This window comes from Micromonospora sp. DT46 (genome assembly GCF_049841735.1).
GTDB lineage: Bacteria > Actinomycetota > Actinomycetes > Mycobacteriales > Micromonosporaceae > Micromonospora > Micromonospora reichwaldensis.
This window is the reverse complement of record NZ_JBNCKW010000003.1, coordinates 606,264-624,098: the sequence shown is the minus strand read 5'-3', so window position 1 is coordinate 624,098 and position 17,835 is coordinate 606,264. Positions and strand designations below refer to the sequence as shown.

Here is a 17,835-nt window from a genome sequence, read left to right as displayed (position 1 = left end):
ACCCGCCGGCGGGGCACCGCGCACCTCGGGCGCAACTGACTTTTGTCACGGCCGACCCGTGCGGCACGCATTCGTCGTCATGACTGAACGCACTGGAACCGCCATGGCCCGAACGGACAGACTCAGATCCGTCAGCAGGGCGATGACATCGGCCGAACGACGCAGGCACCGACCGAACAGCGGAGGGAGTGGTCAGGGTGGACGAACGCTACGACAGCTACTGCGCCGCCGACCGGCTCTTCTACGACTCCCTCGGCAGCGCGGTCGAGCAGCCCACCTTCGCGGCGGCGAAGCGGCCCGTCCCCGACGGCTGGCGCTCCGAGCCGCTCGACGACTGGCTGATCTACGCCCCCGAGGGCGGCGCGCTGCCCCAGCAGGGCTGGAAGATCCACGTGTCGGCGACGCTGGACAACGCCGAGCGGGTGCTGGACGCCGTCTGGGACTACTGCGTCCCGCGCGGACTGTCCTTCAAGTTCCTCCGCGGCCCGCGCACCCTGCTGCTGCGCAACTCCAAGTACGCCTCCCGGGCGGCCAGCGGCAAGTTCGTCACCGTGTACCCCCGCGACGACGCGGAGCTGGAGCTGGTCTGCAAGGAGCTCGACGAGCTGCTAGCCGGCGAGCCCGGCCCGTACATCCTCAGCGACCTGCGCCACGGCGCCGGCCCGGTGCACGTACGCTACGGCGGCTTCGCCGCGCGCTACTGCCACTCCCCCGACGGCCAGGTGGTCCCGGCGATCGAGGACGACACGGGCACGCTGGTGCCCGACCGCCGCGACCCGGTGTTCCACGTGCCGTCCTGGGTGACGCTGCCCGACTTCCTCGGCCCGCACCTGGCCGCTCGCAACGCCACCAGCACGAACGAGGTGCCGTACCGGATCGAGAAGGTCATCCACTTCTCCAACGGCGGCGGCCTCTACGTCGGCCGGGACGTGCGGACCGACACCCAGCTGGTGCTGAAGGAGGCCCGGCCGCACGCCGGTCTCGACGCCGACGGCGCCGACGCGGTCGCCCGCCTGGCCCGGGAGGCCGACGCGCTGCGCCGGCTGGCCGACCTGCCGCAGGTGCCCCGGGTGCACGACGAGTTCGCCCTCGGCGAGCACCGGTTCCTCGCGCTGGAGTTCATCGAGGGCCGCCCGCTCAACAAGGTCCTGGTCGACCGGTACCCGCTGATCGACGCCGACGCCACGGACGCCGACCGCGCCGACTACACCCGCTGGGCGCTGGACGTGCACCGGCAGGTCGAGGAGGTCGTCACGGCGATCCACGACCGCGGCCTGGTCTACGGCGACCTGCACCTGTTCAACATCATGGTCCGCCCGGACGACCGGATCGCACTTGTCGACTTCGAGGTCGCCGCGCCGATCGACGGCCACCGCCGGCCGGGACTGCGCAACCAGGGCTTCGCCGCGCCCCGGGACCGCACCGGTCCCGCCGTCGACCGGTACGCCCTGGCCTGCCTGCGGCTGGCGCTGTTCCTGCCGCTGACCCAGCTCGTCCGGCTCGGGCCGGACAAGGCCGCGCACCTCGCCGACGTGATCGCCGCGCACTTCCCGGTGCCGAGGGAACTCCTCGACGACGCCGTACGGGAGATCACCGGCCCCGCCCCGGCGGACGCCGGAGCGGCACCCGACCTCACCGTCGACGTCGGGCCGACCCACCGGGACCGGCTCGCCCGGGCGATCCTGGCCAGCGCGACACCCGACCGGGACGACCGGCTCTTCCCCGGCGACATCGAGCAGTTCCGCAGCGGCGGGCTCAACCTCGCCCACGGTGCCGCCGGCGTCCTGTACGCCCTGCACGTCAGCGGCGCCGGACGGTGGCCGGAACACGAAAAGTGGCTGGTGCGCCACGCCACGGCACCCCCCTCCGGCACCCGGTGCGGCTTCTACGACGGCCTGCACGGCGTCGCGTACGCCCTGGAGGCGCTCGGCCGCCGGCAGGACGCCCTCGACGTGCTCGACATCTGCCTGCGCCAGCCGCTGGACGGCCTGGACCACAGCCTCTCGGGCGGCCTCGCCGGCATCGCGCTCAACCTGGCCGAGCTGGCCGGACGCACCGGCGAGACGGTCCTGCGCGACGCGGCCTGGCGGGTTGCCGAGCGGGTGGTCGACCAGCTCGCCGACGACCCGGGGCCGGACATCAGCGGCGGGCGCAACCCGTACGCCGGGCTGCTGCGCGGCCGCACCGGGCCGGCGCTGCTGCTGGTGCGGCTGCACGAGCTGACCGGCGACGAGGCCCTGCTGGACCACGCCGCCACTGCCCTGCGCCAGGACCTGCGCCGCTGCGTGGTACGCCCCGACGGCGCGCTGGAGGTCAACGAGGGCTGGCGCACCATGCCCTACCTCGGGCAGGGCAGCGTCGGCATCGGGCTGGTGCTCGACGAGTACCTGCGGCACCGCGCCGACGAGCGGTTCGCCGAGGCCAGCGCCGGCGTACGCCGCGCCGCCCGGTCACCGTTCTACGCGCAGTCCGGCCTCTTCGCCGGACGAGCCGGCATCATCGCCTACCTGGCGGCGTACCCCGACGATCCGGGGCTCTGCCGCGAACGCGACGCCCAGGTGTCCCGGCTGGCCTGGCACGCCCTGCCCTACCGCGACGGCACCGCCTTCCCGGGCGAGCAGTTGCTGCGGCTGTCCATGGACCTCGGCACCGGCACCGCCGGCGTGCTGCTGGCGTTGGCCGCCGCGCGGCCCGACGCCCCGGTGCGCCTGCCGTTCCTCGCGCCCCTGGCGGGCGCCCACGACTCCCTCGCCTCGGCGAGGGCGACCGACCCGACCGACCAACACGGAAGGAGGTGACACGACATGGCGCTTCTGGACCTCCAGGGCCTCGAGATGGCCCCCGCCGACCGCACGGGCGGTGGCAGCCGGGCGAGCCTGCTGCTCTGCGGCGACAGCTCGCTGTCCGTCACGACCTGCAACTGAGCCGGACGCCCTCACGGGCGACATCCAGCGCAGGACCATCCGACCGACCAGTACAGAAGGAGATGATCGACATGGCGCTTCTCGACCTTCAGGGCATGGAGATGGCCCCCGCCGACCGCACCGGCGGTGGCAGCCGCGCGAGCCTGCTGCTCTGCGGCGACAGCTCGCTGTCCGTCACGACCTGCAACTGACCAGGTCATCACGCGAGGCCCTGGGCGGACGCCGTGTCCGCCCAGGGCCGCACGTCTTTCGCGGGAGAAGCCATGGGGACGCCGACCGGCACCGACCGGCTGCTGCGGCGGGTGGTCCGCGACGGCGGCGGGTGGACGGTCCTGCTCGGCGCGGTCGCGCTCACCGGCGCCGTGGCCGAACTCGCCCTGCCCGCCGCGCTCGGGCTCGCGGTCGACTCCGCCGTCGGCGGCGACGGCGGCGTCCGGTGGCCGGCCGCCGCCTGCGGCCTGATCGCCGTCCTCATGGTCACCGACATCCTCGCCGACGTGGCCAGCGGGTACGGCGCGGCCCGGGCCACGGCACGGCTGCGCCGGCGCCTGCTGCGGCACCTGTTCGCCTGCGACGTACGCACCGTCCGCCGCCACCCGGTGGGCGACCTGGTCGGTCGGCTCGTCGGGCAGGCCGCCGAGGCCGGGCAGGCCGGCACCGCCGTGGTGCTCGGCGTCGTCGCGCTGCTCCCCCCGGTCGGCAGCGTCGTGGCGCTCACCCTGCTCGAACCGCTGCTCGGCGTCACCCTCCTCGGCGGGCTGGCCCTGCTCACGCTGCTCATGCGCGCCTTCGTCACCGACGCCTCCGCCGCCGTCGCCGGCTACCAGCGGGTGCTGGGGAACATCGCCGGGCGCCTGCTGGAGGCCCTCGGCGGCGCCCGCACCATCGCCGCCGCCGCGACCGTCGACCGGGAACGCGACCGGGTGCTCGCGGCCCTGCCGGAACTGCGCGGGTACGGACTGCTCAGCTGGCGGCTGCTGGCCAGGGCGAGCGCCCGCACCGCCGCCGTGGGGCCGCTGCTCCAGGTGGCCGTCGTGGCCGTCGGCGGGTACGCGCTGACCGTCGGCTGGCTCTCGCCCGGCCAACTCGTCGCCGCCGTGCAGTACGCGGCCCTCGGCGCCGGACTGGGCGCGGTGCTGGCCACCCTGAACCGCCTCGTCCGCGCCCGCGCGGCGGCCGGCCGGATCGCCGAGCCGCTGGCCCACCCGGTACGCCCCGACGGCACCGAGCCGCTGCCGCCCGGTCGGGGGGAACTGCGGCTGCGCGGGGTGGGCGTACGCACCGAGGACGGGCGGGTGGTCCTCGACGGGATCGACCTGACCGTCCCGGCGGGCGCCACGGTGGCCGTCGTCGGCCGCTCCGGCGCCGGCAAGTCGACCCTCGCCGCGGTGGCCGGCCGCCTGCACGACCCGGAGACCGGCGAGGTGCTGCTGGACGGGGTGCCGCTGCGCCGGCTCGACCCGTCCGCGCTGCGCCGGGCCGTCGGCCACGCCTTCGACCGGCCCGTGCTGGTCGGCGAGACGGTGCACGACGCGATCGGGCTCGGGCTGCCCGCCGGCTCGGCACGACCGCCCGCCGGAACCGCCCCGGCCACCCCGGCGGTGCTGGCCGCGGCGCGGGCGGCGCAGGTCGCCGACGTCGTCGCCCGGCTGCCCGAGGGCTTCCGCACCCGGTTGACGGACGCGCCGCTCTCCGGCGGCGAGGCGCAGCGCCTCGGGCTGGCCCGCGCGTTCCCCGCCGAGCGGCTGCTCGTCCTCGACGACGCCACGTCCAGCCTGGACACCGCGACCGAACACCGGATCGCCCGGGCGGTGGCGGCCGGCGCCGGCGGGCGTACCCGACTCGTGGTGACCCACCGCGCGACGACGGCGGCGGCGGCCGACCTGGTGGCGTGGCTCGACGGCGGGCGGCTGCGGGCCGTGGCGCCGCACCGGCAGCTCTGGGCCGACCCGGCCTACCGGTCGGTCTTCACGCCCGGCGGAGACGCCTGATGAGCGGCCCCGGCGTACGCCGCAGCACCTGGGCGGCACTGCGGGCCCGCCGGCGGGCCCTGGGCCGGCTGGCTGCCTGGTCGGCGGTGGAGGCCCTGCCGGCGCTGCTGGGCGGGGTGTTCGTGGCCCGCGCCGTCGACCGGGGTTTCCTGGCCGGTGAGTTCGGCACCGGCCTGGCCTGGCTGGCCGGGCTCGCCGCGGCCGTGCTGGTGGGAGCGGCGGCCACCGGGCAGGTGTACCGCAGCCTCGGGGCCGTGGTGGAACCGTTCCGCGACGAGTTGGCCGCCCGGGTGGTGCGGGGGGCCCTGCACGACGCCACCCGGGCCGGCGGCCGAGCGGACAGCGCCACCGTGGCCCGGCTGACCCACCAGGTCGAGGTGGTCCGGGACACCTTCGGCGGGCTGCTGCTGGTGGTCCGCGGGTTCCTGTTCACCGCCGGGGCGGCGCTGCTCGGCCTGCTCGCCCTGGCCCCGCCGCTGGCCGGTGCGGTGGCGGCCCCGCTGGTGGTGGGGCTGGCCGTGTTCGGGGCGTCACTGCCGGCCATGGTGGCGCACCAGCGGGCCCAGGTGACCGCCGGCGAGCGGCTCGGCCGCTCGGCGGCGTCGGCGCTGGCCGGGCACCGCGACGTCGTCGCCTGCGGCGCGCAGGAGCGCGTGGTGTCCGACGTGGACCGGCGGGTCACGGCGCAGGCCGACGCGGAGCGGACGCTGGCCCGGATGGCGGCGCTGCGCAGCCTCAGCCTCGGCGTGGGCGGCTGGCTGCCCGTGGTGGTGCTGGTGCTGGCCGCGCCGTGGCTGGTCCGGCAGGGGCTGAGCGCCGGCGCCGTGCTGGGCGCGCTGGTCTACGTCACCACCGGGCTGCAACCCGCCCTGCACGCGGTCGTGCAGGGCGTCGGTGGCGGCGGCCTGCGCTACGCCGTCACCCTGGGCCGCATCCTGCGCACCAGCCCGCCCCCGGGGCCGGACCTCCCGCCGCCCACCGCCCCGCCGTCCCGCCCCGCCGCCGTCCCGTCGCCCCCGGTCGCCGCCGTCCCGGCCGGTCCTTCACCGGCCGCCGCCGGCCCGGCGCCGTGGGCCGCCGCCGTCGGCGACCCGCCGGCGGTCGCGCTTCGGGGGCTGACCTTCCGGTACGGCCCGCACGCCCGCCCCGTCCTGGCGGACCTCACCCTGACGGTGGCGGCGGGCGACCATCTGGCCGTGGTGGGGCCGAGCGGCGCCGGCAAGTCCACCCTGGCCGCGCTGGTCGCAGGGCTGGCGTCACCGGAGTCGGGCACGGTCCACCTGGCCGGCGTACCCGTCGACGGCACACCGCCGGAGGCGCTGGCCCGGCTGCGGGTGCTGGTGCCGCAGGAGGCGTACGTGCGCACCGGTTCCGTCGGCGACAACCTCCGCTACCTGCACGCCGACGCCGACGACGCGACGGTCCTGGCCGCCGTGCGCACCCTCGGCGCCGGTCCCCTGGTGGCCCGCCTCGGTGGCCTGGACGCCGAACTGGACCCCGCCGCCCTCTCCGCCGGGGAGCGTCAGCTCGTCGCGGCGGTCCGGGCCTACCTCGCCCCGGCACCGCTGGTGATCCTCGACGAGGCGACGTGTCACCTGGACCCGACCCTGGAGGCGACCGTCGAGCACGCCTTCGCCCGCCGGGGCGGCACCCTGGTGGTCATCGCGCACCGGATCAGCTCGGCGACCCGGGCCCGGCGGGTGCTGGTGTTCGACGGCGACCGGCCGCTCGTCGGCAGCCACGACGACCTGCTGACCCGCTCGACCACCTACCGCGAGCTGGTCGGGCACTGGGAGGACGTGACGCCGCCGGACCGCGTGCCGCTCGGCCGGCCCTGACGGTCCCGGGGCCGGCCGCCCGTCGTCAGATCCAGCCGGCCTCGCGGGCGACCCGCACCGCCTCCACCCTCGTGCGCGCGCCCGCCTTGCGGGCGATCCGGCCGAGGTGGTTGCGCACGGTTCCCGGGGCGAGCCCGAGCGCCCGGGCGACCTCCACGACCGGCGCCCCGGCTGCGGTCAGGTCGAGGATCTCCGTCTCCCGCGAGGTGAGCGGGCTGTCCCGGCTCAGTGCCGCCATCACCAGGTCGGCGTCGACCACCGACTCGCGGCGGGCCAGCCGCCGAATGCCGTCCAGCACCCGGTGCGGGGAGACGTCGGCGCCGAGGATCCCGACCGTGCGCCCCGGCACGAAGACCCGGTGCAGGCTGCGCGCCCGGCGACGGTCGGCGAGCACCAGCAACGGGCAGTGCCCCGCCACGCCCGTGTCGCCGATGAGGTCGAGGTCCACGACCGCCACGTCGGGACGCTGCGTCCGGACCGCCGGTGGCAGGGCGTCGCCCCGGTCCAGTTCCGCCACCACGCTGATGTCCGCCTCGGCGGCGAGCACGAGCGACAGGGCGCCACGGACCAGGGCGCCGTCGAGAGCGAGCAGGGTACGGATCACCGTTGACCCTCCGGAGCGTCGTCAGACAGATCACGGACCGTCAGAATTCAAACACGTCCCGCCAGATTCCGCTCGGCGGGCGACCCGCCACCGTCCAGGCCGTATTCGGCGGGCGACCCGCCACCGTCCAGGCCGGACGAGGGGCGGGACGGCGCTGGCACGGCCCGGCCCGGGCGGGCGGGGGCCGCCCGCTACATCCAGCCGTCGCGGCGGGCGCGCCACACCGCCTCCATCCGGTTGCGGGCACCGGTCTTGCGCATGATCGCCGACAGGTGGTTGCGTACGGTCCCGTGCGCCAGGTAGAGCCGGCGGGCGATCTCCTTCAGCGGCAGGCCCTCCGCAGCCACCCGCAGCACCTCCACCTCCCGGCGCGTCAGCGGGCTCGACGCGGGGCGCAGCGCCGTCACGGCGGCGGCGGCGTCGATGACCTTCCCCCCGGCGGCGAGCTCCCGGACGGCGTCGACGAGCGCCTCCAGGGACGCGTCCTTGCCCACCAGGCCCCGTACGCCGGCGGCCAGCAGGTCCCCGACGATCCGCTGGCTCCACCGGCGGCCCATGGCCAGCACGGCGGTGTCGGGCATCGCCCCGGTGATCTCGGCGACGACCTCGACCGGATGCGGGGCGTCCGGCGCCAGGTCCACCAGCACCACGTCCGGCCGGAGCCGGCGCACCAGGGCGGGCAGCTCCGCCACCCCGGTCACCTCGGCGACGACCTCGATTTCCTCCTCGCTCGACAGTGCCGCGCACAGCGCGGTGCGTAGCAGGCCCATCTCCTCGACAACGACGACGCGGATCAACGGGTAGCTCCGATCTTGGGGGGTGCGGGGGCGGCGGGCGGTCCCGTTGACGGGACTACGCAGGCCGGCCGGACGGAACGACTGGATCATCAAGCGCGACAACGACGACCGACGGTCAGGGGCATCCGGGTGGCCCGACGCGGCGCGGAACGGCCGGAGGGACCGGACGAGCGCGCGGGCGGGCCCGCCGGGACTCAGCCGGGACGGGCACTCACCCCGGGGGACCGGTCACCCGGGGCGGACGGCGCGGGAGGCGGCCCGCCGTCGGCTCCCGCCGGAAGGGCCGGGACGGCGTGGTGCCCGGGCGGCGCCGGGGCGCGGCCGTGCGTGGCGGCCGGGACGGCGGCTCCCCGCCGCACGACGAGCCGGGCGACGGGCACCCTCGGCCGCCGCAGCGGGGAGGCGGCCTCCGGCCCGGGGACGGGTGGACGACCAAACGTCGGGCGACGCACTGGACAGCGACCTCCCTCGTCGGACACGTCGACACATCGTAAAGATCTGCTTACCCGATTGCAGCTCGTGGATGCCTCGTGACGGATTGCCGACTGGGTGCTGACGGCTGACGCGCCGTGCGTTAGAGAGCCCGCCCGTGGTGCCGTACGCACCGGGGCGGCAACGGACACAAGCCCCCCGTGAAGGAGGGCTTGTGTCCGTTCGTCGTCGGGGACGACCGGCCGGTCAGGTCATGTCGTCGTAGCGGCGCTCGATCGGCGCCGGCGCGGCGACCGGCTCGGGGGCCGTGATCGGCGCGCTGGCGTCCACCCGCTGCCCGGCCTCCACCGGCTCGGGGTCGAACTCCAGCGGCGACACCTCGTCGTCGCCGACGCCCGCGTAGACCTCCTTGCCACGTCCCCTGCGCTTGTCGTTGAGGAACGCCACGCCGACCGCCGCGAAGTAGAGCGCGCAGAGACAGAGCGCCAACGCGGTCATCCCGAACGGGTCGGGGGTCGGCGTGACCACAGCGGAGAACGCGAAGAACACAAAGACCGCGATCCGCCACCAACTGAGCAGCCGCTTCGCGCTGGCGATGCCGACGAAGTTCAGCATCAACACCAGCAGCGGGAACTCGAACGCCACTCCGAACAGCAGGATCAGGTTGGTGACGAACGAGATGTAGCGGGTGACCTCGAGGTTCGTGGCGATGTCGTCGCCGGAGATGTTGAGCAGGAACTCCAGGCCCTTGGTCGTGACGAAGAACGCCAGCAGGGCACCCGCCGCGAACAGCGGCGCGGCTAGCGCGGCGAAGACGTAGGCGTAGCGCCGCTCTTTCCGGTGCAGGCCGGGCGCGATGAACGCCCAGAGCTGGTAGAGCCAGATCGGGGCCGCGATGATCAACCCCACCCAGAGCCCGATCTTCAGGTTGAGCAGGAAGACGTCCGCGACACCGAGCTGCACGAACTTGCACTTGCCGCTAGCGACATCGATCGACGCCGGCAGGTCGCAGTACGGCTTCGAGAGCAGAATCCGGACCGGACCGGCGAGCCAGATGCCGAATCCGAAGCCGACCAGGATCGCCAGGGACGCCTTGAACAGCCGGTTGCGCAGCTCGCGGATGTGCTCGATGAGCGTCATCGAGCCGTCGGCGGCCCGCTCGAAGTTGCTCGGACCGCGCTTCTTGAGGGCGAAGGCCACGGGTCTCGGGCCCTTCGGTCAGTTGTCGCGGACGCGCTGCACCGGGTCGTTGACCGGGGGTGCGTACGGCTGCTGCTGCGGGGCGACGTGCGGCTGCTGCCCGGCGGGCGGCGGCGCGTACGGCTGACCCTGGACGGTCTGCGGCGGGAGCGGCTGGTAGCCGGACTGCGCGTCGGCCTTCTCGGCGAGGTCCCGGTCGTCGTCGTGCAGGCTCTTGGTCTCGGCCTTGATGATCCGCAGCGAACGGCCCAGCGAACGGGCCGCGTCAGGGAGCCGCTTCGCGCCGAAGAGCAGGATCAGCACGACCACGAGTACGGCGATGTGCCACGGCTTGAGGGCACCCATGGGAAGCTCCAGTCGCTCTGTGTCGTCGTGAGGGGTGTACCGCAGCCCATCGTACGTCCGTCGACGGCCGCTGCCACCCGCCGGGTGGTGGTGGTTCGTCCCGGCCGGTGAAGTCTTGACCAACGCGGGACGTCCCGTCAACCATCTGCCGCAGGATCGTTCCTGCGTGAACCGGAGCGGTACGCGCAGGAACCGGGCACCGATCGATCAGCCGCCGCGTTTCGCCTTGATCACGGCCAGCCGCCGCTGGGTGGTGTCGAGCTGCTCCTGGAGAGCCTCTGCCCGTGCCTGGAGGGTCTCGGCGGTCTCCCGCAGCGACTCCGCCTCGGTCGCCCGGCGTTGCAGGGCAACGGCCGCGCGACGCAGCCGGGGCAGCCGCGCCAGCACCGGCCGCAGGGCCAGGGCGAACACGACGAGCGCGAACAGCACCACCGCGAGCACGATCCACTTCACCACGGCGGTCAGCCTACTGCGTGCCCGCGGTGACCGCCGGGTCGGCCGGGGAGACCGCCCGCGCCGGGTCCGGCCCGCCGACGGGCACGGGTGGCGCGGCCGGCACCGGCGACGCGTACGCGTCGAGGGCGGCGACCGCCGCGGCCCGTACCTGCTCGGCCAGCTCGACCGGGGCGACCACCGCCACGTCCGGGCCCAGGCCCAGCACGAACCGGCGGGCCCAGCCCAGGTCGGTGACCCGCAGCGACACCAGCCACTGGTCGCCGCCGCCGGCCTCGACCCGCTCGCACGGGTAGTACTCGGTCAGCCACCGCTCGCCCCGACCGATCCGCAGGGTGATCAGCGGCAGATCCGGCGACGGGCGGAACACGCCCTCCGTGAGGTCGTGCGGGCGGGCCTGCGGCGGCACCACCGCCCGCTCCTCCAACTCGGCGACGGCGTCGATGCGGTCGGCCCGGAACAGCCGCACCGCCTCCGCCCGGCGGCACCACGCCTCCACGTAGGCCCGCCCGCCGACCATCAGCATCCGCAGCGGGTCGACGACGCGGTCGGTGGTCTCGTCCCGGGCGGCCGTGTAGTAGGTGATGCGCAGCGCCCGGCCGCTCTCGACGGCCGTCCGCAGCTCCGCCACCCGCCGGGTGTCGGCGGGCAGCCGGACCTCGACCGGTGCCGCCACCAGGTCACCGGCAGCATTCTCGATCTTCGCGAGGGCCCGCTCGACGGCCTCCCGGTTGGTCACGCCGGGCGTCTCGGCGAGCATCCGCAGCGCCACCACCAACGCGAGGGCCTCGTCCGGGGTGAGCCGCAGGGGCCGGTCGATGCCGGCGTCGTAGGTGATCGTCACCCGGTCGCCGTCGAAGGCCATGTCGATCAGGTCACCGGGGCCGTAACCGGGCAACCCGCACACCCACAGCAGCTCCAGGTCCTCGCGCAGCTGCCGCTCGGTGACGCCCAGGTCCCCGGCCGCCTCGGCAAGCTCGATGCCGGGTCGGGCCAGCAGGTAGGGCACCAGGTTCAGCAGCCGGGCCAGCCGATCGGCCGACGCGCGGGAGCCGCCCCGGGCGGCCGGCCGGGTCACCGGACACCCCCGGCGACCGCGAGGTCGTCGTGCCGGGCGGCGATCTCCTTGAGCCGCTGGATCACCGCGTCGCGCACCTCCGGCGGATCGAGCACCCGCACGTCCGGGCCGTAGCCGACGAGCTGGCCCGCGAGGACGTCCGCGTCGGCGTAGGGCAGGACGAGCCGGTCGCCCTCCGGGCAGGCGGTGACGTCGACGGCCCAGCGGCGCAGCCCGGCGGCGCGGCCGGCGGCGACCAGCACGGTGGCCCGCCCGGTGCGTTCCGCCGGCCCCGACCAGCGGGCCACGTGGCTGATCAGGTCGACCCCGGCCGGTGGCTCGTAGCCTCCGGGAGCGCCGGTCGCCCGGACCGTGCCGACCACCCGGGACAGCCGGAAGCAGCGGGTCGCCTCGCGGTCGAGGTCGTGCCCGACCACGTACCAGCGGCCCCGCCAGCAGACCACGCCCCACGGCTGGAGGCGGCGGCGGGTCGAGTCGTCGCGGTCAGGCACCCGGTAGTCGAAGCTGACCTCGCGCCGGTCCCGGGCCGCGGCGGTGAGCGGCGCGAACGCCGGGTCCACCGTGACCATCGGCTCCAGGCCCAGCGTGGCCTGCGGGTCCACGTCGACGCCGGCGGCGCGCAGCTTCGCCAGCCCGGAGGAGGCGGCGGCGGCCAGGCCCGCGTGCTGCCACAGCCGGGCGGCGATGCCGACCGCGGCGGCCTCGTCCGGTTCGAGCGGGATGTCGGGCAGCGCGTACTCCCGGTGGGCGATCCGGTAGCCGGGCTCCGCGTCGAAGACGCTCGCCGTCCCGGTCTCCAGCGGCACGCCCAGCTCGCGCAGCTCGGCCTTGTCCCGCTCGAACTTGCGCTGGAAGGCCTCGTGGTCACGCGCGTCGTCCGGATCGTGCTCGTAGCCGGGCACGGTCGCGGCGATCTGCGCGGCGGTCAGGAACCGCCGCGTGGACAGCAGGCAGATAACCAGGTTGACCAGGCGTTCGGTGCGGGTCCGCGACACGCGGTAGACGCTAGCAGCCCACCCGCCGCGCCCGTGCACCCACGCGGGCAGGACGTGCCCCGCGTCGCGCCCGGCCGGTTCACCGGTCGCCGGGCGGCCGGCCACCGACGACCCTACAGTGACGTGGTGGCCCAGCCGGAGGTCAGGACCGAGAGCGTCGCCACCGTCGTGGTGGCGGGGGCCGCCAACCTCGCCATCGCGGTGGCCAAGCTCATCGCCGGGGTGATCTCCGGGTCGGCGGCGATGCTCTCCGAGGCCGTGCACTCCGTCGCCGACACCACCACCGAGGTGCTGCTGTACCTCGCGTTGCGCCGCGGGGCGCGGCCCGCGGACGCCCGGCACCCCTTCGGGTACGGCAAGGAGAGCTACGTCTGGGCGTTCCTCGCGGCGCTGTTCACCTTCGTCGCCGGCGCCGGATTCGCGATCACCCACGGCGTCACCACCATCCTGGTGCACAAGCACAGCGGCGAGTACCTGGTCACCTACATAGTGCTGGCGGTGTCGTTCGCCATCGAGTCGGTCTCGCTGGCCCGCGCCGTGCACCAGGTCCGCGCCGAGTCCCGGCGCTGGCGCACCACGCCGCGCCGGTTCCTGCACCTGACCTCCGACACCCCCCTGAAGGCGGTGTTCCTGGAGGACAGCGCCGCTCTGATCGGGCTGGTGCTGGCCGCCGCCGGGGTGGCCCTGTCCCAGCTCACCGGCGACGAGTTCTGGGACGGCGCCGCCTCCATCCTGATCGGCGTGCTGCTGCTCGTGGTGGCCGCCGTCCTGGCGCACAGCAACATCTCGCTGTTGGTCGGCCGCTCCGTACCGGAACGACTGCGCGGCGAGATCACCGAGGAACTGGCCGGCCTGCCCGCCGTGCGGCGCATCGACACGCTGCTGACGATGCAGCTCGGCCCGAGCGACGTCCTGGTCGCCGCGAAGGTGGACTTCGACGACGACGCGAGCGGCGCCACCATCGAGGACGCCGCCGACCAGGCCGAGCGGCGGCTCACCGCCCGTTACCCACAGATCCGGTACGTCTTCCTCGACCCCACCCGCACCGGCGACGCCCCGGAACCCGACGGCCCCGGCGGCTGACCGCCGACCGGCCGCACCGCCCCGGGCGCGCCCGCTGCGGGTGGCGACGCTAGCGTGCCGGGCATGGTGCGATGGCGGTCGGGAACGGTGACGGCGCTGCGGCGGCAGTGGACCGGGGCGGTGGAACTGGACGTCGAGCTGCCCGACGGCGGCACCGTACGCGCCCTGGCCTACCCCGCGCTCGTCGGGCGGCCCGAGCCCGGCGACCGGGTGCTGCTCAACGCCGGCGCGCTGCTGATGGGCCTCGGCACCGGCGGATACGCCCTGGTCGTGGCGCTGCCCGACCGGCTGCCCCCGGACCCGCCGCAGGCCCTCGACAGCCGCGACGCCGGGCACCTCGTCAAGGCCCGCTACACCCCGCTGCAGCCGATCCTGCTCGGTGTCGACGAGGATGCGTCCCCGCACCGGGAGGTCATGGAGGCCGCCGACGACCTGGCCGGCCTGCCCGTCGTCACCGCCGACCTGCACTCCGCGCTGCCGGCCGTCCTGGCCGGCATCCACGCCGACGCCCCCGCCGCCCGGGTCGCCTACCTGCTGACCGACGGCGGGGCGCTGCCGGCCTGGTTCTCCCGCACCCTCGCCGCGCTGGGCGACCACCTCGTCGGCACGGTCACCGTCGGCCAGGCGTTCGGCGGGGACCTGGAGGCGAGCACCGTGCACAGCGGGTTGCTGGCCGCCCGACACGTGCTGCGCGCCGACGTGGCGATCGTCGCCCAGGGACCGGGCAACCTGGGCACCGGCACCCGGTGGGGCTTCTCCGGGGTGGCCGTCGGGGAGGCCGTCAACGCCGTCGCCACGCTGGGCGGGCGTCCGATCGGGTCGCTGCGGATCTCCGACGCCGACCCCCGGCCCCGCCACCGGGGCGTGTCGCACCACAGCCTGACCGCGTACGGCCGGGTGGCCCTCGCCCCCGCCGAGCTGGTCGTGCCCGACGGACTGGCCCCGGCGCTGGCCGGCGAGGTCGACGCGGCGCTGGCACCCCTCACGGCGCGGCACACCGTCGTCCGGGTCCCGACCGACGGGCTGGACGCCGCGCTGCGGGACACCCCGGTGACGCTGTCCACCATGGGTCGTGGCCTCGACGCCGACCACGCCTACTTCCTGGCCGCCGCCGCGGCCGGCCGGCACGCCGCGCGCCTGCTGTCCTGACCCGCGGCCACCACCGGGCCCCGGTGCCTGCGGGTGCGGCGGTCGCCCGCCCCCGAGCGGCAGGTGCCGGGACCCGGTGGTGATCGGTCAGCTCGCCCCGTAGCCGTACCGCACGATGCGCTCGGCGGCCATCTCGTACACCGCCGGGTCCTCCGGGGCCAGCGTGCCCAGCCCGTCCACGTACCGGTTGAACATGCAGAACGCCGCCGCGATCAGGACCGTGTCGTGGATCTCCAGATCCGTCGCGCCAGCGCCCCGGGCGACCTTGACCAGGTCCGCCGTCACCTCCCGGCCACTGCGCTGCACGGCACCGGCGATGTCCAGCAACGCCCGCAGCTTCTCGCTGACCTCGGCGGCCGCCGGATCGGCACGGACCTGCTCCACCAGCCGCATGCCCGAGGGCAGCTGCGCCGCCGCGAACGCCGAGTGCGAGGCACAGCAGAAGTTGCAGTCGTTGAGCCCCGACACGTACGCCGCGATCAGCTCCCGCTCCCCCGCCGTCAGCGTGGGGTGCGGGGCGCGCAGCAGCGCCTCCGCCAGCTCGCCGAGCGGCTTGGCCGTCTCGGGACGGAACCGCAGCGGGCCGTTGATGCCCGGATGCTCCCGCTCGTCGAGGCCGAGGTCGATGTGTGCCATACGGTCACCCTCCCTGCCGCGACCACGCAGCGCGCGTGGCCCGTCACCGACAATGCCGAACGGGCACGACGGTTCCAGCTCAGCCGGGAGCGGCACAACTTCCAGAATGCGGCGTCGCCCCGGCCGGGATGCCGTGTCGGACCGGCGGCCTGGCGCTCCACTTCGCGGCCGCCGGGGAGACCTGGTTCGGCGTCCAGCGTGGAAGCCGACCCGGCCCATGGCGCCCGTCCGCGCCGCCGGCCGGGTCAGACCAGGAAGATGAGGGCGAGCCAGGCGCCCACGATCAGCACCAGCGCGAGCGCCAGCACCCAGGTGGGCACCGTGTACTCGCCGCGCCGGTTGCGCTCGATCTCGGCGCGGATCTTCTCGCGGCGGCGCTCGGCCCAGTTCTGTCGCTGCTGGCCGCGCTCGGGGGGTTCGGAAGTCGTCATGGCGCGGTCAGCCTACCGGCCCGGCCGGCCCGGACGGTGATCGCCACCGCACCGGGCCGGCCCGCCGCCGTCACATGCTGGCGATCAGCCGTTCCACCCGCTCGTCGTACGCCCGGAACGGGTCCTTGCAGAGCACCGTGCGCTGCGCCTGGTCATTGAGCTTGAGGTGCACCCAGTCGACGGTGAAGTCGCGCCGCTTCTCCTGGGCGTGCCGGATGAACTCCCCGCGCAGCCGGGCCCGGGTCGTCTGCGGCGGGGTCTCCTTGGCCTCGAAGATCTCCGGATCGGTCGCCACCCGGTCCACCTCGCCGCGCCGCTCCAGCAGCCCGTAGAGGCCACGGCCCCGGCGCAGGTCGTGGTAGGCCAGATCCATCTGGGCCACCCGCGGGTGCGACAGCGGCAGGTCGTGCTTGCGCTGGTAGCGCTCGATCAACCGCAGCTTGGTCACCCAGTCGATCTCCCGCGACACCGGTTCCAGGTCGCCGGTCTCCACCGCGCTCAGCACCCGGCCCCACAGCTCCACCACCCGCTTCGCGGTCTGGTCTCCGCCGCGCCGCTCCACGAACTCGGTCGCCTTGGCCAGGTATTCCTGCTGGATCTCCAGCGCGCTGACCTCCTTGCCGGAGGAGAGCCGGACCTTGCGGCGGCCGGTGATGTCGTGCGACACCTCGCGGATCGCCCGGATCGGGTTCTCCAGCGTCAGGTCACGCATCACCACCCCGGCCTCGATCATCCGCAGCACGATGTCGGCGGTGCCGACCTTCAGCAGCGTGGTGACCTCGTTCATGTTCGAGTCGCCGACGATGACGTGCAGCCGCCGGTAGCGCTCCGCGTCCGCGTGCGGCTCGTCGCGGGTGTTGATGATCGGCCGGCTCCGGGTCGTCGCCGACGAGACGCCCTCCCAGATGTGCTCGGCCCGCTGCGAGAGGCAGTAGACCGCCCCACGCGGCGTCTGCAGCACCTTGCCCGCCCCGCAGATCAACTGCCGGGTGACCAGGAACGGGATCAGCACGTCGGCCAGCCGGCCGAACTCCCCGTGCCGCGACACCAGGTAGTTCTCGTGGCAGCCGTACGAGTTGCCGGCCGAGTCGGTGTTGTTCTTGAACAGGTAGATCTCGCCCGCGATGCCCTCGTCGTGCAGCCGCTTCTCCGCGTCGACGAGCAGACCCTCCAGGATCCGCTCGCCGGCCCGGTCGTGCGCGACCAGGTCCACCACCGAGTCGCACTCCGGGGTGGCGTACTCCGGGTGCGAGCCGACGTCCAGGTAGAGCCGGGCGCCGTTGCGCAGGAAAACGTTGCTCGACCGGCCCCACGACACCACCCGGCGGAAGAGGTACCGGGCGACCTCGTCAGGGGACAGCCGCCGCTGCCCGCGATAGGTGCAGGTGACGCCGTACTCGGTCTCGAGGCCGAAGATTCGCCGCTCCATGATGAGACATTAGCCGCCCGAGGCCCCAGATGGGCAGCGCACACCGTGCCGGTCTCACACGGGATCGGTGACGGTCGACCCCGGGCACCCCAGCGCCGGTCCCGGCGGGCGCACGGCGGCCACGGCCGCTCGTCCGTACGCCGCCGGCGGGGTGCGGTGCGTCGCTGCCTCCGCCCTTCCGCCCGGGCGTCCCGGTTGGACGCTCCGGGCTGCGGAGCCGCGACGGGCGGGCGGGTCCCGGACGGCGGCGTCGGAGGGCCCCTGAGCCGGCCGGCACGGCGCGGGGTGACCCTTGAACGCGCGGGAACGGCGGGCGACCCGTGAGACGGCCGGGAACAGCGGGCGGCGGGCGCGGTGGGGTTGCACGACGGCGCGCGGGCCGCGCTCGACCCGCGCGCCACACCGGGTGGCCGGGGGGGGGGGGGGGCCCCCCCCCCCCCCCCCCCCGGC

The 17,835-nt window shown here is 75.1% G+C and carries 17 protein-coding genes; 7 read left to right on the top strand and 10 right to left on the bottom strand.

What is annotated here, in order from left to right; translation table 11 throughout:
* Nucleotides 1-197: 197 nt before the first annotated feature.
* From lanKC to ACLQ20_RS10645, 5 genes are all read left to right on the top strand, one after another.
* On the top strand, nt 198-2,798 hold the full coding sequence (lanKC, locus tag ACLQ20_RS10665) for a class III lanthionine synthetase LanKC (protein ID WP_425855210.1): 2,601 nt from the start codon (nt 198-200) through the stop codon (nt 2,796-2,798).
* Nucleotides 2,799-2,804: 6 nt separating this feature from the next.
* Nucleotides 2,805-2,924, top strand: coding sequence for a SapB/AmfS family lanthipeptide (locus ACLQ20_RS10660; RefSeq protein ID WP_013734295.1), 120 nt, complete (start codon nt 2,805-2,807; stop codon nt 2,922-2,924).
* Nucleotides 2,925-2,995: 71 nt separating this feature from the next.
* Nucleotides 2,996-3,115, top strand: coding sequence for a SapB/AmfS family lanthipeptide (locus ACLQ20_RS10655; protein WP_089003486.1), 120 nt, complete (start codon nt 2,996-2,998; stop codon nt 3,113-3,115).
* A gap of 72 nt (nt 3,116-3,187) precedes the next feature.
* Nucleotides 3,188-4,915 (top strand): ATP-binding cassette domain-containing protein, encoded by a 1,728-nt coding sequence (locus ACLQ20_RS10650; RefSeq protein WP_425855207.1) that lies wholly within the window; start codon nt 3,188-3,190, stop codon nt 4,913-4,915.
* Nucleotides 4,915-6,753: an ATP-binding cassette domain-containing protein gene (locus tag ACLQ20_RS10645; RefSeq protein WP_425855206.1), complete on the top strand. Its 1,839-nt coding sequence runs from the start codon at nt 4,915-4,917 to the stop codon at nt 6,751-6,753. The genes ACLQ20_RS10650 and ACLQ20_RS10645 overlap by 1 nt, the downstream gene beginning before the upstream one ends.
* Nucleotides 6,754-6,778: 25 nt before the next feature.
* Here ACLQ20_RS10645 and ACLQ20_RS10640 read toward each other — a convergent pair whose 3' ends face one another.
* The 7 genes from ACLQ20_RS10640 to ACLQ20_RS10610 form a co-directional block, all read right to left on the bottom strand.
* On the bottom strand, nt 6,779-7,357 hold the full coding sequence (locus ACLQ20_RS10640; protein WP_151455839.1) for a response regulator transcription factor: 579 nt from the start codon (nt 7,355-7,357) through the stop codon (nt 6,779-6,781).
* A 191-nt stretch (nt 7,358-7,548) separates the two neighbouring features.
* A complete protein-coding gene (locus ACLQ20_RS10635; RefSeq protein ID WP_225852331.1) occupies nt 7,549-8,154 on the bottom strand; it encodes a response regulator transcription factor in 606 nt (201 codons plus the stop codon).
* A gap of 678 nt (nt 8,155-8,832) precedes the next feature.
* Nucleotides 8,833-9,786 (bottom strand): twin-arginine translocase subunit TatC, encoded by a 954-nt coding sequence (gene tatC, locus ACLQ20_RS10630; RefSeq protein ID WP_327028281.1) that lies wholly within the window; start codon nt 9,784-9,786, stop codon nt 8,833-8,835.
* Nucleotides 9,787-9,804: 18 nt separating this feature from the next.
* A complete protein-coding gene (tatA, locus tag ACLQ20_RS10625) occupies nt 9,805-10,131 on the bottom strand; it encodes a Sec-independent protein translocase subunit TatA (protein WP_121398247.1) in 327 nt (108 codons plus the stop codon).
* A 207-nt stretch (nt 10,132-10,338) separates the two neighbouring features.
* The gene (locus ACLQ20_RS10620) at nt 10,339-10,587 is read right to left on the bottom strand and encodes a DUF5320 domain-containing protein (protein WP_151455842.1); all 249 of its coding nucleotides are present in this window, start codon (nt 10,585-10,587) and stop codon (nt 10,339-10,341) included.
* A gap of 10 nt (nt 10,588-10,597) precedes the next feature.
* On the bottom strand, nt 10,598-11,662 hold the full coding sequence (locus ACLQ20_RS10615; protein WP_311412750.1) for a helix-turn-helix transcriptional regulator: 1,065 nt from the start codon (nt 11,660-11,662) through the stop codon (nt 10,598-10,600).
* Nucleotides 11,659-12,657 (bottom strand): helix-turn-helix transcriptional regulator, encoded by a 999-nt coding sequence (locus ACLQ20_RS10610; RefSeq protein WP_151455844.1) that lies wholly within the window; start codon nt 12,655-12,657, stop codon nt 11,659-11,661. The genes ACLQ20_RS10615 and ACLQ20_RS10610 overlap by 4 nt, the downstream gene beginning before the upstream one ends.
* Nucleotides 12,658-12,783: 126 nt before the next feature.
* Here ACLQ20_RS10610 and ACLQ20_RS10605 point away from each other — a divergent pair, with 126 nt between their 5' ends.
* Nucleotides 12,784-13,740, top strand: coding sequence for a cation diffusion facilitator family transporter (locus tag ACLQ20_RS10605; RefSeq protein ID WP_425855203.1), 957 nt, complete (start codon nt 12,784-12,786; stop codon nt 13,738-13,740).
* Nucleotides 13,741-13,803: 63 nt separating this feature from the next.
* On the top strand, nt 13,804-14,889 hold the full coding sequence (locus ACLQ20_RS10600; RefSeq protein WP_358118000.1) for a DUF3866 family protein: 1,086 nt from the start codon (nt 13,804-13,806) through the stop codon (nt 14,887-14,889).
* Between the two features lie 87 nt (nt 14,890-14,976).
* Here ACLQ20_RS10600 and ACLQ20_RS10595 read toward each other — a convergent pair whose 3' ends face one another.
* The 3 genes from ACLQ20_RS10595 to pafA all read right to left on the bottom strand — a co-directional run bounded on the left by ACLQ20_RS10595 (nt 14,977) and on the right by pafA (nt 17,385).
* Nucleotides 14,977-15,525: a carboxymuconolactone decarboxylase family protein gene (locus ACLQ20_RS10595; protein ID WP_327028278.1), complete on the bottom strand. Its 549-nt coding sequence runs from the start codon at nt 15,523-15,525 to the stop codon at nt 14,977-14,979.
* A 245-nt stretch (nt 15,526-15,770) separates the two neighbouring features.
* On the bottom strand, nt 15,771-15,956 hold the full coding sequence (locus ACLQ20_RS10590) for a hypothetical protein (RefSeq protein WP_151455848.1): 186 nt from the start codon (nt 15,954-15,956) through the stop codon (nt 15,771-15,773).
* A gap of 70 nt (nt 15,957-16,026) precedes the next feature.
* Nucleotides 16,027-17,385, bottom strand: a complete 1,359-nt coding sequence (gene pafA / locus ACLQ20_RS10585) for a Pup--protein ligase (RefSeq protein ID WP_151455849.1) — start codon at nt 17,383-17,385, stop codon at nt 16,027-16,029.
* Nucleotides 17,386-17,835: the final 450 nt, after the last annotated feature.